Annotated in this window: 12 protein-coding genes; 2 read left to right on the top strand and 10 right to left on the bottom strand. The window is 70.2% G+C overall.

Features of this window, described 5'->3' with window-relative positions; all coding sequences use genetic code 11:
• Nucleotides 1–46 precede the first annotated feature (46 nt).
• The 7 genes from TBR22_RS16260 to TBR22_RS16230 form a co-directional block, all read right to left on the bottom strand.
• Nucleotides 47–799, bottom strand: coding sequence for a DUF2490 domain-containing protein (locus TBR22_RS16260; protein WP_239488901.1), 753 nt, complete (start codon nt 797–799; stop codon nt 47–49).
• A 114-nt stretch (nt 800–913) separates the two neighbouring features.
• A complete protein-coding gene (locus TBR22_RS16255) occupies nt 914–1,609 on the bottom strand; it encodes a hypothetical protein (RefSeq protein ID WP_239488900.1) in 696 nt (231 codons plus the stop codon).
• A gap of 35 nt (nt 1,610–1,644) precedes the next feature.
• Complete coding sequence (locus TBR22_RS16250; RefSeq protein WP_239488899.1) at nt 1,645–3,399, bottom strand: DUF6515 family protein; 1,755 nt, start codon at nt 3,397–3,399, stop codon at nt 1,645–1,647.
• Entirely contained in the window at nt 3,396–4,061 is a 666-nt protein-coding gene (locus TBR22_RS16245; RefSeq protein ID WP_239493497.1) for a DUF2092 domain-containing protein, read from the bottom strand. The genes TBR22_RS16250 and TBR22_RS16245 overlap by 4 nt, the downstream gene beginning before the upstream one ends.
• 188 nt (nt 4,062–4,249) lie before the next feature.
• Nucleotides 4,250–4,999, bottom strand: coding sequence for a hypothetical protein (locus TBR22_RS16240; RefSeq protein WP_239488898.1), 750 nt, complete (start codon nt 4,997–4,999; stop codon nt 4,250–4,252).
• 83 nt (nt 5,000–5,082) lie between these two features.
• A complete protein-coding gene (locus TBR22_RS16235) occupies nt 5,083–5,424 on the bottom strand; it encodes a putative quinol monooxygenase (protein WP_239488897.1) in 342 nt (113 codons plus the stop codon).
• Nucleotides 5,425–5,673: 249 nt separating this feature from the next.
• On the bottom strand, nt 5,674–7,626 hold the full coding sequence (locus TBR22_RS16230; protein WP_239488896.1) for a sigma 54-interacting transcriptional regulator: 1,953 nt from the start codon (nt 7,624–7,626) through the stop codon (nt 5,674–5,676).
• A 235-nt stretch (nt 7,627–7,861) separates the two neighbouring features.
• Between TBR22_RS16230 and TBR22_RS16225 the strand changes: the two genes are divergently transcribed.
• Nucleotides 7,862–8,287 (top strand): phage tail protein, encoded by a 426-nt coding sequence (locus tag TBR22_RS16225; protein ID WP_239488895.1) that lies wholly within the window; start codon nt 7,862–7,864, stop codon nt 8,285–8,287.
• A gap of 21 nt (nt 8,288–8,308) precedes the next feature.
• On the opposite strand, the gene TBR22_RS16220 is transcribed toward TBR22_RS16225, so the two are convergent.
• Both TBR22_RS16220 and TBR22_RS16215 read right to left on the bottom strand, forming a co-directional pair.
• Nucleotides 8,309–9,955, bottom strand: coding sequence for a pyridoxal-dependent decarboxylase (locus TBR22_RS16220; protein WP_239488894.1), 1,647 nt, complete (start codon nt 9,953–9,955; stop codon nt 8,309–8,311).
• Nucleotides 9,956–9,969: 14 nt separating this feature from the next.
• Complete coding sequence (locus TBR22_RS16215; RefSeq protein WP_239488893.1) at nt 9,970–10,875, bottom strand: LysR family transcriptional regulator; 906 nt, start codon at nt 10,873–10,875, stop codon at nt 9,970–9,972.
• 70 nt (nt 10,876–10,945) lie between these two features.
• On the opposite strand from TBR22_RS16215, the gene TBR22_RS16210 reads away from it, so the two are divergent.
• On the top strand, nt 10,946–12,238 hold the full coding sequence (locus tag TBR22_RS16210) for an inositol-3-phosphate synthase (protein WP_239488892.1): 1,293 nt from the start codon (nt 10,946–10,948) through the stop codon (nt 12,236–12,238).
• Nucleotides 12,239–12,271: 33 nt separating this feature from the next.
• On the opposite strand, the gene TBR22_RS16205 is transcribed toward TBR22_RS16210, so the two are convergent.
• Entirely contained in the window at nt 12,272–13,969 is a 1,698-nt protein-coding gene (locus tag TBR22_RS16205; protein WP_239488891.1) for a mechanosensitive ion channel family protein, read from the bottom strand.
• Between the last annotated feature and the right edge of the window lie 39 nt (nt 13,970–14,008).

Genomic DNA, 14,008 nt, shown 5'->3' with positions numbered 1-14,008 from the left:
ATTCTCCGGCCGCAGGTTGGATGCCTGGGCCATTAGACCCTTCATGTCAGAACACCCGCTTCAGCCGGACGTTGATGCTGTTGTCGTTGGTCGTGAACCCCTCCTGCACCGTGTCGCGCGACCGGGTCCACATGTAGAGGAGCTCGAGCCGCCAGGAGAAGCTGCGGCGGAACCCGAGCCCGGTCCGGATCCGCTGCTTGTTGGCGAACCGCTCGGCCGGCTGACCGAGCGGCACGAACCACTCCCAGTCGGCGAGCAGGTACCGAGCGCCATCGTTTGTCACTTCCTGCTTGTTCAACGGCACGAGGAACTCGAGGCGATTGCGAAAGCGAGTGGTGAACGAGTTCGGTTCGCTGGTGTCGCCCGTGTAGATGAAGTTGCGCGATTCGAAGCGCACCAGGTCGCGCACCACGATCCGCCGCGTCGGCGGCAGTTCGCGGACGCCGAACACGCCGCCGGTGGTCGGCACGCGGCGGGAGAAGACGTGGAAGCGGAGCCCGACGCGCGGCGACAGCTCGAAGGAGTCCACGTTGTCGGTCTGCCTGGTGAAGCCGACCGTCGTCTCGGCCACCAGATCGAGCCAGCGCTTCGCGGCATACTCGACGTTCGGCGTCACATCCAGGTTGCGCCAGCCCGGCTCGCCCTCCGGGGCCGCCAGCAGCACCTTGGGCTCGAAGTCGAGTTCGTACACCAGGCGCTCGCTCCTCGCCCAGTCGAGGGTCACGTTGCCCCAGAGCTGGAGGTTCGTCTGCGCGACGGCCGCGGGCGCGGCGGTCGCGAGCACGCAGCAGACCGCCACCGCAAGCCGGATGGTTCGCGGTTGGCGTCTCCGCGCGTCGCTTCGGCAGGCGACAGGGACAGAAGACATCGGTCTCGAGGCTTCGGCGGAATGGACCGGTGGCGGTGCTCCTGGCTACATCGCGAGCTTCTGGTAGTTGGACTTGGTGATCTTCACCTGCAGTTGGCTCGATGCGATGGTCAGCAAGACCGTGCCCGGGAACCTGGGGCCACCGGGCAGGGCCTGCATCGTGACGTGCAGCGTCACGACGTCCTCCGGCTTGTCCAGCCAGGTGGTGACGTCGATCTGCTGCAGCGCCGTGATCGCCTTGTCGAACGTGATCTTCAATGCGTCGCCCTGCTTCGCGTATCCGGGGAAGGTGAAGGCCAGGCGCTCCGGACCCGCCTGGCCGACAGACGCGGTTCCGGCATTCATCACCACCTGTATCCTGTCGGGCGCGGGCGGGACGTATTCGTGGATGAGCGCGGCGGTCGCCTGCAACTCCTCCTTCATCTCCCCGGTCTTCTTGGCGACCACCCTGCCCCTCAATCCCCGCTTCTTCTCGGCAGGCGGCGGCGTGACGACTGGCGTCCTCACCACCTTGCCATCGGGGCCGTAACGGCACGAGTCGACCTTGGTCGCCTTGACCTCACCCTTGAGGCTCAACTCCGTCTTCTCGAGCCACGTGTACGTCCGCAACTCCTGCTGGTTGGCTGCCGCGGCCTGCTTGACGGCCGCCAGCTTCGCCTTCAGATCCTGCGCGTCGGTGGTCTGCGCGAGTCCACCGAGCACCAGTCCGACCATCACCATTCCCCGCACCCAGTGCCTCATTGGCCGTCCTCCATGGATTGGCTGCATGTCCCGCCTCACCGCACCGCCACGTTCGTCAGGATCTCCACCTGGAACGGCACTGCCAGCGTGAAGGCCTGCGGTGTCTGTGCGGGGATCACGGCCGCCTTCACCGACCCCGCGGCGGCCGCCGCGCCACCGACCCCGGCGCCGATTGCCGCCCCCCAGGCCGCGCCCTCCCCACCGTCGGCGATGGCGCCGATGGCCGTGCCGATCAGGGCGCCGCCCACGAGCTTTCGCGTCCCCGTGCCGGAGCCACCCTTGACGCTGAGTGCCTCCGTCTTGATGGACACGATGCTCCCGCCGACCTGCATGTCGGTGAGCGTCACGGCCAGCGATGCAGTGCCCTTCATCTTGTTGGCCGACTCGGCCGCGCTGACGATGCCGTAGACCTTCGCCCCGGCCGGCGCGACCAGCCGCCCCCCGGAGAACAGGTCCTGGTCGAGGAAGCCCTGGAAACGGTTGCCGACCGCGGCCGTGTCGGAGCTGACGTCGGTGGCGAGTCGCACGACCAGGAGCGTGCCCGAGGCCACCGTGAACGTCTCCGCCACGGTGCGCACCGGCGGGGCGGCGTCGGCCGACGAGCCCGAGGTCCCGGCCACGGCAGGCGCAGCGGCGGGTGCAACGCCCTGCGCCGGCGGCTGCGGCGGCCGATCCACCATGACGTACAGCTCCTTGCCGTCGGCAGACAGGTAGGGCACGTAGTACTGCCCCTGTGCGACGAAGTACATCGTGTTCAGCTGCGCGACCTCGAAGTCGGCCGGGAGCGCCGCGACGAAGACCACGCCGGCCGGCGGCGTCACGATCACGAAGCTCTCCTGGCCGCCGCTGACGACGCGCCGGTAGAACGCGTTGGCCGCCAGGTAGTACGTCGTGCCCGAGACCGTGACCAGGACCCGTTCGGCGGGCAGCGTCCTGATGATGGCTCCAGTCGGGGGCGGCACGGACTGGTAGACGACCTTCCCCTCGCTGCTCGTCGTCTGCTTCGCGCAGGTGCCGTCCTTGGCCATCAGGTACGACAGCCCGGCGACCATGACGATGATCGCGCCGACCGGCGGAGTGCTGTAGTACGCGTAGTACGGCACGGGCACGGGGTAGTAGTAGTGCGCGCCGTGGTAGGTATACGGGCGGTAGTAGGCGCCGCCATACGAGTAGTAGGGCCGGCCGTAATAGGTCGTCGTGCGGTACCCGGAGGGTAGCGTGGTCGTGACCTTGCCGCCGTACGGACCCGCCACCGCCTTGGTGTACCCGCCGTAGGGATTGCGCGCCGCGGCGACGTTGTAGTTGCCGTGGTACTTCGTGTTCACCGACCCCCCGACCGCGGGCCTGCCGTACCAGGTGCGTCCGGCCACCAGGTCGGCGGACGCTTCGCGGCCGGTGCTCGTCCTGGCGCTGCCTTCGATCTCCGCGTAGCCGCCCTGGTTCTCCACCTCGCGTTCCCGCGACACGGACTGGCCCCACCGGTTGGTGGCCGTGGAGTTGCGTTCGACGCTGCGGTCGTCGGTGTCGATCTCCCGGCTGACGGTCTTCGACGCACCGGTGTCGCTGGTGATCGTCTTGTCGACGTTGTAGCCGTCCTCGGTCCTGGTCGCGGTCCGCGAACCCTGCGCCCGACCCCCGCGGCTCTCCCACGACGCCGTGCCCCCGGATCGGCTGACCGAGCCGCGCGACGTCGCATGCACCGACCCGCGCGGGCGCTGGGCCAACAGGACGTCGGTCTGGACCACCAACAGCGCGACGGCGACCGTCAGCGCCGTGATCGCACGCGTCATCGCGCACCTCCTTGACCGCCAGCGGCGGGGCCGGCGGGTGTGAGCGCCGTGACCTCGATGCGTTTGGCGCCTTCGGGTGGCGCGAACCGGAAGAGCGCCTCGGGCACCTTCGCCGCGAGGTTCCACTTGCGGATCGTCACCGAGTACTGCGGCACCTCGTCCTCGGCCTTGTAGCTGATCACCAGCTTCCGGGGCAGCGGATCCGGGCCGGCATCGATCCAGAGCTGCCAGTCGATCGTGGCCTGCTCGAACGACAGGTGGTGGCACGGCACGCCCGCCGCCTCGTGGATGCCCAGATAGACGCCGCGCTGCACCTTGCCCATCAGCCGGTCGTAGACGTCGGCGTACAGGAAGTCGGCCAGCGGGATCGCCGTGCCGGTCTGGTCGAACACCCAGTCGAGCGCCTGGTCGATCGTCGGGGGCACCGCGCCGCTCGCCCAGACGTTCTGTTCGCGGTCGAGAGCGGAGAAGGTCTGCCCGTCATACCAGAAGGAACGGTTGATCGCGTCGCCAGCCGCGTCGCCCACGAGGCGATCGGGGCGCCGCATCGCCACGCGGCGCACGCTCGTGAGCTGCCGACGGGGCGCGTCGGAGGGCACCTCGTCGTACACCTCGTCGGCCTCGATTGCCAGGGCGGTGACCCGCGACAGCCGGTCGCTCATTCGCCGCACGAGTTCCTCCGCGCGCGGCTCGACGAGCCGCGAGCCTGGGGCCAGTTCGGTTTCGACAGGAGGCGGCGGAGCCTCCGCCGGAGGGCTCGCGGGGGGCCCTTGTCGGCCGCAGCCGAGCGCCGGAAGGACGAGCGTCGCCACGATGACGAGCCGACGACACGTGACCATTCGCCTTCTCCCTAGAACCTGAACGCGACGCCCATGACCGGGCCCTGCGTGAGCACGTCGTACTTGAAGAGCGACACGTTCTCACCGGCCGCGTAGTCGATGTCCAGCCAGCGATAGCCGAACTCGAGCGAGCTTCGCCGGGTGAGCGTCACGCCGATCGTCGGGAACACCTGCCAGGTGAGGTCCGATCCGACGCCGAAGCCGCCGATCTCCGAGTACACCTGCGCATGCCAGCGTTTCCCGGTGTCCGGCGTCCGCAGCTGCAGACCGACGATGGGGTCGAACCACGTCTTCGAATCGTCGACACGGCGCTGCCCTGGCCCGTTGAACCGCAGCGCGGCCTGCAGGGTGTTGACGCGGCCACCGAAGAAGACGTCGGCCCCGGGCGCCAGCCTCCGGAGCCCGTAGAAGGCGAACGCCCCCTGGTTCATGTCGGCGCTGCCGGTCGTGCCCAACGGGCCGGGGGCGGTGCCATTGGCGCCCAGCGCCATCCAGATGGCGTCGCCGCCCACCCCCCAGTTGCCCTTGCGCGCCACCACGAGACCCATCGCGCCGAACTGCAGGTTGTCGAGGATCTTCGAGAACGGCACGTCGACGTCGAGTTCCTGGCCCGCGACCGCGGTGGTCCCGTCCATGGCCGCGCCCATGAAGTACGGCGACACGGTGACGTGCCAGCCATCGGCGGGCGCCTGAGCCCACACCGGACCGGGGCCGACCAGGGCGATCAGCAAAAGGGATGCGAGTACTGCACACTTGCGCATGGAGCCATACCTCTGGGCGCAGACACGCCCCGACCGAGCCGCTGGCTCCTGCCGGGACGCCGCGCCGCGTTTTGGGTCGTCGGTCAGCCGGGCCCGAGTGCCGTGCCAGGCGGTGGGCCGGACATGTACTCGAGTCCGCGGGTTTCCGAGACCATCCTGAATTCCACGTCCGGAGGGTCGGCCGCGATCTCCAGCAGTTCGAGCAACCGATGAAACCGCGCGGTCCCGAACTGCCGCGACAACTCGCTTGCGTCGTCCCACTCCTCCACGTAGAGGAGCCGTCCGCTTTCGACCGCCGACGTGTAGACGCCGGCGAAACTGCAGCCGCGCGCCTGTTGCGCGGGCCGCATCACCGCCCGGAGCGCTCCGACGACATCGGGCACCGTGCCCGGCGCCGCCACGAGCCTGACGAGCAGTTGCACCATGCATGGCTCAGCTGCGGACTTCGTGCCACGCCGGGACGCCCAGCAGTAGCGCCACATCCTGTTGAATTGATGGGGCTTGCAGCGCTCAGCGGTCTGGTGACCGGAGGGGCTGGGGCGAGGAATCCACGAAGTGCGTGGAAACCACGCATGGGTCGGGGGCGGGTGGCCCCGTCAGGGGGAATGAAGGCGGGCCGCTGCGCGGCCCGCGCCTGTCCTGGGGGCGTCGGCTTGGGGGCACCGACAGGATGTTCAGGACGGTGACTTGCCAGTCCCGGGACGGGTCAACCCGAGTCTCTTGATGCGCGACTCCAGCGTGGAGGGATTCAGCCCGAGCCGTGCCGCCGCGCCGTGCGGTCCGCGGACGCGCCAGCCGGTGTCCTGCAGCACCTGCAGGAGCTGCGCGCGTGCCCCGGCCCGAGCATCGCTGGCCGGGGCCTGCCAGCCGCTGGCCGCGCCCGGCGGGTCAATCCGCAGCGTCGGCCCCGTGGCCATGATCATGGCGCGCTCGACGACGTTGCGGAGCTCGCGGACATTGCCCGGCCAGGCATAGGCCAGCAGCGCGTCCATGCTGTCGGCATCGACGTCGTCGATGCGCTTTCCCATCGCCATGCCGAACTCGTCGACGAACGCGTGGACGAACAGGGCGATGTCCTCCCGTCGCTCGCGAAGCGGCGGGATGGTAATGGGGAAGACGTTCAGGCGGTAGAAGAGGTCCTCACGGAACCGTCCGGCATGGACCGCGGCAGCGAGATCGCGGTTGGTGGCCGCGACGATGCGCACGTCGATGGGGACCGGCCGCGGGTTGCCGAGCCGCTCGATGCTGTGGGTCTCGAGGACGCGCAGCAGTTTCACCTGGATCTCGACGGAGAGCTCGCCGATCTCGTCGAGGAAGAGCGTCGACCCGTGGGCGAGCTCGAAGCGTCCGATCTGCTTTGCGAGGGCGCCCGTGTATGCGCCCTTCTCCCGTCCGAACAGTTCGCTCTCGATGAGCGGCGCGGGGATGGCGGAGCAGTTGACCCGGATCATGGCCCGGTCGCGGCGCCGACTGGACTCGTGGATGTACGACGCGAACCGCTCCTTGCCGACGCCGGTCTCCCCCAGCAGCAGCACGGTGGAGTCAGTGTGGGCGACCTGGTCGGCAAGGGCGAGCGTTCGGCGGATGGCCGGCCCACGCCCGATCACCTGTTCAGGACCGAGACGACGCCTCGCCTCTTCCCGGAGGTACACGTTCTCGGATTCGACCTTCTCGCGCAGGCGCTGCAGGTCGGCGAGTGCCTGACGGAGCTGCTCGGCCGCGGTCACCTGGTCGGTGACGTCCACCGACGCCCCGAGCAGCTTGTCGCCCTCGCAGGCCCGCCCCCTGACGTGAATCCAGCGCACCGCCCCGTCGGGGCGCACGACCCGGTAGGTCTCGTCGAACGCGCTCCGATCGGCCCGGGCCCTGTCGATCGCCGCCACGACCATCTCGCGATCGGCGTCGTGAACGAGGCGCATCAGCAGGTCGTAATCGGTGGCCGTCCCGGCGGCGAGCCCGTAGATCTCGCGCGTCTGTGGCGTCACCCAGATCGCGCCCGTGCCGAGGTGCAGTTCCCACAGGCCGCATCGGGCGGAGGCGGCAGCGAGATCAAGTCGCTCCTCGCTCGCCCGCAGGTCGTCGAAGGCCTGCTTGCGTCGCAGCGCGTTGACGATCATCTCGCCGAGCACGCGAAGGCGCGGCACGCACGAGTCCGGGAACTGGCACTCGCGCGCCGCCCAGTGGATCGCCACGATGTGGCGTACCGCCGGTTCCCCGGGGATCGGAACCGCGAGGTGCGAACGAATGGGGGAATGCTGGTCCCAGCTCGCGCGGTCGATTGCCGCCTCGGGCGGGAGATCGGCCAGCCGGCGGACGACCGCCGGGACGCGCTCCACGAGGAGCTTGTGACGAGCCCAGGGAAACGCCTGGACCAGGTTCAGGTCGGTCGGAAGGGAGGGCAGTCCCTCGGCGTACGCGCCGTACGCCACGTTGGCGAACGTCTGGTCAGCCTCGACCCGCACGAAGGCGCAGCGGTCGGCCTGGAAGAAGGTCCGGACGTCTTCGAGCGCGGCCTTGATGGCCGGCTCGACCCGCTCCGGCGCCGCGGCGATCAGCCGCGCCGAGATGTCCGAGATCAACGTCTCGAACTCGACACGTTCCGCGGCCGTCTCTCGGGAAGGTGCCAAGACGACCCTCGCGGTGTCCGGCGACATATGTGAGGAGCTCCGACGTTCGTCCTTGCGTCCCCGGCGCGGCCATCACGAGCCGTCTTGACCGTGTCGGCCTCTCGGCTCGTGCCCGGTGGGAACCGAGGCCGTATTCTACGTCATGCCTGAGGCGTCGTCGTGGCGGCGCGTCACGGCGAACCTGCCTGCCCCCCGCCCGTGTGCGCCGGAGGCCCGTGTCGCGTTAATGGCAGGCATGAGCCGACAGGATCCCTACGCCAACTTCAAGTTCCTCGTCGAGATCGACGGCGCCACGCCGGCCGGCTTCACGGAGGTGTCCGGGCTGGCCGCCGAGATCGAGCCGTTCGACTATCGCGAGGGCGGTGACCGGGCCCACGCCCGCAAGCTCCCCGGCCTGCGGAAGTTCGGCGACGTGACCCTGAAGCGCGGATTCACGGCCGACCGCGACATGTGGCAGTGGTTCAGGACCGGCCTCGACGGCCAGGTGCAGCGCCGCACCGTCCGCATCGTGCTGCTCGACGAGGACCGCAATCCCGTCGGCGCGTGGACGCTCCGACAGGCCTGGATCACCCGATGGGAGGGACCGCACCTCTCGACGATCGACGGGGCGGTCGCCATCGAGACCATCGTGCTCGCGCACGAAGGACTCGAGTTCGAGTAGCCGCCGCCGAGTGGCGGAGGTTCAGGCGCCGGCGGCGATGGCGCGGCGTGCCTTGGCGATCGAGTCGAGCACCGCGTGCACCTGCGCCTCGTCGGAGAACGGGCTCAGGATGTAGGACTTGAGCGCCACGATGGGTTCGCCGTACTCGCTCTCGCGGTAGCAGTCGGTCAGCGAGATCACCACGCCGACCCCCTGCAGCGCATCGGCCTGAATCAACTCGAAGACCCGTCGGTTGTACGCGTTGTGGGCCAGCAAGCGCTCGCGATACGCCGGGTCGCGCCGCTCCTGTTCCGGCATCGCGAACGTGTCCACGTCGTCGGGATACACCCGGAACAGGGTCACCGGCCCGAAGTTGTCGCCGTTGAGCACCGTGGTGGACGGATGGCCCTCGAGCTGCTCGCGCAGTTCCTCCGCCATGGCCACCAGGTGACCGAGCAGCGCCTGCAGTCCCTGCCGGCCGAACAGCCGCAGGTTGGCCAGCGCCGCCAGCGGGCCGCTGCCGGCCCGCGAAGTCTCGATGGTGTACCTGCCCGGGTGCCGCTCGCCCGACTGGAAGATGTAGGGCGTGTCTTCCTCGCGTCGCGCCAGGCGGGTGAGGTCGCGCCCGTCCTTCACCAGCACCGCGCTCGAGATGTAGGGCGTGAATCCGGTCTTGTGGTAGTCGACGCCGAGCGAGTCGGCCAGGCCGAGGTGCCGGATGCGGCGGGCCGTGCCGGCCAGCGCACGCACGGTGCGGTGGCGGAACCCGAGCGGGTTGCCGTCGAAGTCGTAGTCGTTGAACACGCTCCACGCCCAGCCGATGACGGCGTCGGCGTGCACGTGGGGCACGTAGTCGAGCCCGCGCGACTGCACGAGCTCGTCGCGCACCCGCACCATGGCGGCCAGGTCGTCGAGCCCGAAGGCGTCGGTCGTGCCCATGGTGGCGACGATGCACGCGATGCGCGCGCCGGCATCGACCAGCGACGTGAGCTCCCGCGTGTAGGCGTCGATGCGGATCTCGTTGTCGTCGGTCGAGGGCACCTTCACGACCTGCGCCTCGCCGAGCCCGAGCCAGTTGGCCACGGTGAGGTTCGCGTAGTGGGCGCGATCGGAACACACCAGCACGGCCGGCTCGCGCAGCCCCGACTCGCGCACGCCGGGCATCGCCTTCTCGAGGCCGATCTTGCCGGCGTACATCAGCGTGCCCGTGCCGCCGAAGGTGAACACCCCGTCGGCGACCGCCGGGTCGTAGCCGACCAGCCCGGCAGTCATCGCGATGGCCTCGACCTCCGCGATCGACACCTGCCGCGACGACTCGTCGCTCACCAGGTTCGGGTTGTAGATCGAGGGCAGCAGTCCACCGATGATGCTGGGGATCGTGGGCGGCGGCACGACGTTGATCTGGGCGCGCGGATGCCCCCAGATGAACATGCCCGACAGGTACTGCACGAGCTCGCTCGTGACCGCCTCGAGGGTCATCGGGTGCTCGCCGACCCGCCGTCGCCGCGCGGCGTCGTAGTCCAGCGTGACGGGCGTCCCCAGCATCGGGGCCGCCGACTTGAGCGCGTCCACCTGGTCGAGCGCGCGCAGGCACGAGAACACGAAGTACGCGTCGTGCAGGCGGTCGGAGACGGGCGCGGGGAAGGCGGATCGGAGCTGGCTGACGAGGTCCTTGTACGAGGTGCTCATCCCAACCGGCGAGTCTACACTCCCGGGCGTACCCCGGGCCTGCCTCGCCGGGGGCGACCGGGGCGGTCCTGTTGCAGCCGCGTGGCGAGCAGCGCCACGGCGGGGTCGGGCGCCGCGCTGTCGCGCGTGGCCAGCACCAGTTGCCGCGTCACGAGCGCTCGTCCCCCCTGCAGCGGGCGATGCCCGTCCTCGGCCTGCGCAGCCGGCAGGACGGTCCATCCGGCGCCCAGCCTGACCATCTCGCGCAGGACCTCCGGTTGGTGGCTCTCGGCGACGACCTCGAGTGGCGCGCCGAGGCGGCGCAGTTCGGCGACCACGAGGGCCCGCGTGTGCGAACCGGCGGGGAAGAGCACCCATGGGCCCCAGGACGCCGGCCGCCCCACGGTGCGGCCGGGTGGCCCGTAGACCGACAGGGTCTCGGTGCGCACCGCCGTCATCGTGCAGTGGGACGGCGGCCGCGGCGGCGCCACGCCGACCACCAGATCTACGTGGCCGGCGGCCAGCAGCTTGAAGAGCGTCGCCGACGGCGCCACGCGCAGCAGCAACTCGATCTCCGGATGTGCCGCGCGGAAGGCCTGGAGGTGATCGGGGAAGTGCACGACGGCGGCCGCATCGATCATCCCCAGCCGGACCCGGCCGGCCACGCCCCGTCGCACCCGGTCGGCCCAGCGCGCCAGGTCGCCGGTGAGGCCGAGCACCTGTCGCGCGTGCGCGAGCACGGGCGCGGCCGCGGGTCGCAGCTGCCGCCGGCGTGACTCCCGATCGAAGAGCGGCACGCCGAGGCGCCGCTCGAGCTCCGCCAGGCCCTGCGACAACGCCGACGCGCTCACCCCGACGGTCGCCGCGGCCTGTGCCCACGTGGCGGTCTCGTCGACGGCGACCAGGTACTCGAGCTGGCGAATCGAGAGGTCGGGAAGCATCGCTTGATGATAGTTCAGCGTTGCTTCACCGAAGTGCCATGTCGTGAATATCTGCTTATGGTCGGTGGGCATGACGACGTCCCATCCGACTCCCCCGACCGGCCGCCTCGGCGTGCTCACCCCAGGCCTCGGCGCCGTGGCCTCGACGTTCATGGCTGGCGTGATCGCCGCGCGCCAGGGGCGCGCCGTCCCGATCGGCTCGCTGAGCCAGCTCGCGCACCTGCCCGCGACCGACACCGCCGACCGGCGCTTCGTGCGCGACGCGGTGCCTCTCGCCACGCTCGACGATCTCGTGTTCGGGGGCTGGGATCCCATCTCCACGACGGCACTGGACGCGGCCCGCACGGCCCGCGTGCTCGCCGCGGCCGACATCGACCCGATCGCCGACGAGCTGGCGCGCATCGTGACGATGCCGGCCGTCTTCGACCGCCGCTGGGTCTCCCGGCTGGATGGCCCCAACGTCAAGCCGCTCGCCTCGAAGTGGGACCAGGCGCACGCCCTGATGGACGACATGGCCGACTTCAAGGTGCGCCACCGCTGCGACCGGTTGGTGATGGTCTGGTGCGGCTCGACGGAAGCCTGGTCGGCGCCTGCGCCGGTGCACGCCTCGGTCGCGACCTTCGAGCAGGGGCTGAAGACCAACGATCCGGCCATCGCGCCGAGCCAGATCTACGCGTATGCCGCGCTGATGGCGGGCGTGCCCTTCGCCAACGGCGCGCCGAACCTCACGCTCGACCTGCCGTGCATGACCGAGCTCGCGCAGGTCCGTGGCGTCCCCGTCGCCGGGAAGGACTTCAAGACGGGCCAGACGTGGATGAAGACGCTCCTCGCGCCGGGCATCAAGGCGCGGATGCTCGGCCTGCGAGGCTGGTACTCGACGAACATCCTCGGCAACCGCGACGGGGAAGTGCTCGATGCCCCCGAGAACTTCAAGTCCAAGGAAGTCTCCAAGCTCGGCGTGCTCGACAGCATCCTCGAGCCCGGGACCTACCCGGATCTGTACGGCCGTCTCGACCACGTGGTGCGCATCAACTACTACCCGCCGCGTGGTGACGACAAGGAAGGCTGGGACAACCTCGACATCTTCGGCTGGCTCGGCTACCCGATGCAGATCAAGGTCGACTTCCTGTGCCGCGACTCGATCCTGGCCGCACCGATCGTGCTCGACCTCGCGCTGTTCCTCGACCTGGCCCACCGGGCCGGTTCGTCGGGCGTGCAGGAGTGGCTGTCGTTCTACCTCAAGGCGCCGCAGGGGGCGGGCGCAGCCGCGGTGAACCACGACCTGTTCGCGCAGCAGGCGCGCCTGTTCGCGCAACTGCGCGCATGGCAGGTCGCGCCCGTCGAGGAAGCGGCCGCCGTCTGAGTCGCGCCGCGGACGCCGCGTGCCGTCGCCCGCTCAGGCGCCCTCGTCGGGGCGCCTGGCCGGGGCCGGATACCACTGGGACGGGGGCACCACCTTGGCTGCCTTCGGATCGAGCACGTAGTGGGGCGACATGATCTGGACGCCGTGTTCGTTGAAGGCGTCCTGGATCTCGGCGTGCAGGCGCGACAGCACCACGACGCGGGCGGTCGGGTCGTCCACGCACACCAGGAGCGTGTACTCGATGTAGAAGTCCGCGAGCGCCGTCTGCCACACCTCGGGCGCCGGCACGGCGCGCAGGCCCGGCGTGCGCGAGGCGGCGAGCAGCAGCATCGCCTCCACCTGGCGCCACGGCGTGTCGTACCCGATGGTGACCACGGCAGGGGCCAGCACGCCCTGCGCCGCGCGTCGCGAGTAGTTGGTCGTCGTCCCGGCGATCATGACCGCGTTCGGGATCGTGACCTCCTCGTTGCGCGGCGTCACGATCTTGGTCGACAGCATGCCGAGCGATCGCACGGTGCCCTCGACGTCGCCGGCGCGCACGTACTCGCCGGGCGCGAGCGCGTCGCTGTAGGTCAGCATGAAGCCGCTCATGTACTGGCTGACGATGCCGCTCGAGCCGAGCGAGACGACCAGGCCGACGAACACGCTCACGCCCTTGAAGGCCTCCGTGTTGCTCCCGGGCAGGTAGGGGTACGCGACCACCACGGCGAACAGCCAGATCAAGGTCGTGACCAGGCGCCGCGTCGGCGCGGCGCGCGGGCCGCTCAAGGCGGTCACCTTGAGTCGATCCTGCTCGATGGCGTTGAACAGCAGCGTCACGAGGCGCACCGCGAAGCGCGCGCAAAGGAAGATGATCGCCGCCGTGAACAGGCCGGGCAGCGCCAGTACCGCGCCCCACGCGAGGCTCTTGCCGGTGGCGACGAGGTAGCCGCCGAGCGCCTCGCCCCACGGACGGGTGACGGGGAACAGCTGCAGCGTGTAGGCCAGCCAGGCGTAGATCAGGAAGGCCGCCACGGCCAGCGCGATGAAGCGCGCCACGCGACGCACCGCGTCGTACAGCCGCGAACTGCGCACGATGTGGCCGTCGCCGACCCGCGTGCGCGCCAGCCCGGCCTGCGCGGCGAGGAACGCGCGACGCGTCACCAGGCGATGCAGGCGATGCAGGGCGACCAGCGCGAGCGCCAGGAGGATGGTCGCGAGCAGCGTGCGGAGCCCGGCCACGAGGAGCCGCCTGGGCGTCCGCGCCTCGGCCGCTTCGGCGAGGGCGAGTTCCAGTTGTGCGGCGGTCGAGAGGGCGAGGGCCTGCAGGTCCTCGGCGCCGCCCTCATCGACGTCGTCAGGCACCAGCGCGAACGCGTCGCGCCCCGCCACGACGAGCACGGTGGCCCCGGCGAAGGTCCGCGTCGTCACCGGGCCGGTGAGGTTGTCCTCGACCAGGGCATCCAGCCGCCGCAGGGCACTCTCGACGCGCTCCTTCGGTCGGCGCGGCAGGATGGCTGCACGGAACACCACGATGAGGCGATTGGCCAGGCGCAGCTCGGCGTGCTCGGCCTCCGGCACGCGCTGCACCAGCCGGCGATCGGTGGCGAGGGAAGGCTCGGCGGCCGGGGCGGGTTGCGTGGCTGCTGCAGGCGGCTGCGCGAAGGCGAGTGGCGACAGCGTCGCAAGGGCGAGCAGGCCGATCAGGATGGCCACCGCGCGAGCGTGACGCCGAGGCATGAGGTTGGTCACGGCCCAATCCTACGGCAGGTGGCTCGTTCCCGCGGCGCG

It is taken from the genome of Luteitalea sp. TBR-22, assembly GCF_016865485.1.
Classification (GTDB): domain Bacteria; phylum Acidobacteriota; class Vicinamibacteria; order Vicinamibacterales; family Vicinamibacteraceae; genus Luteitalea.
Note: the sequence above shows the minus strand (reverse complement) of the source record. Positions and strands in the feature narration are given on the sequence as shown.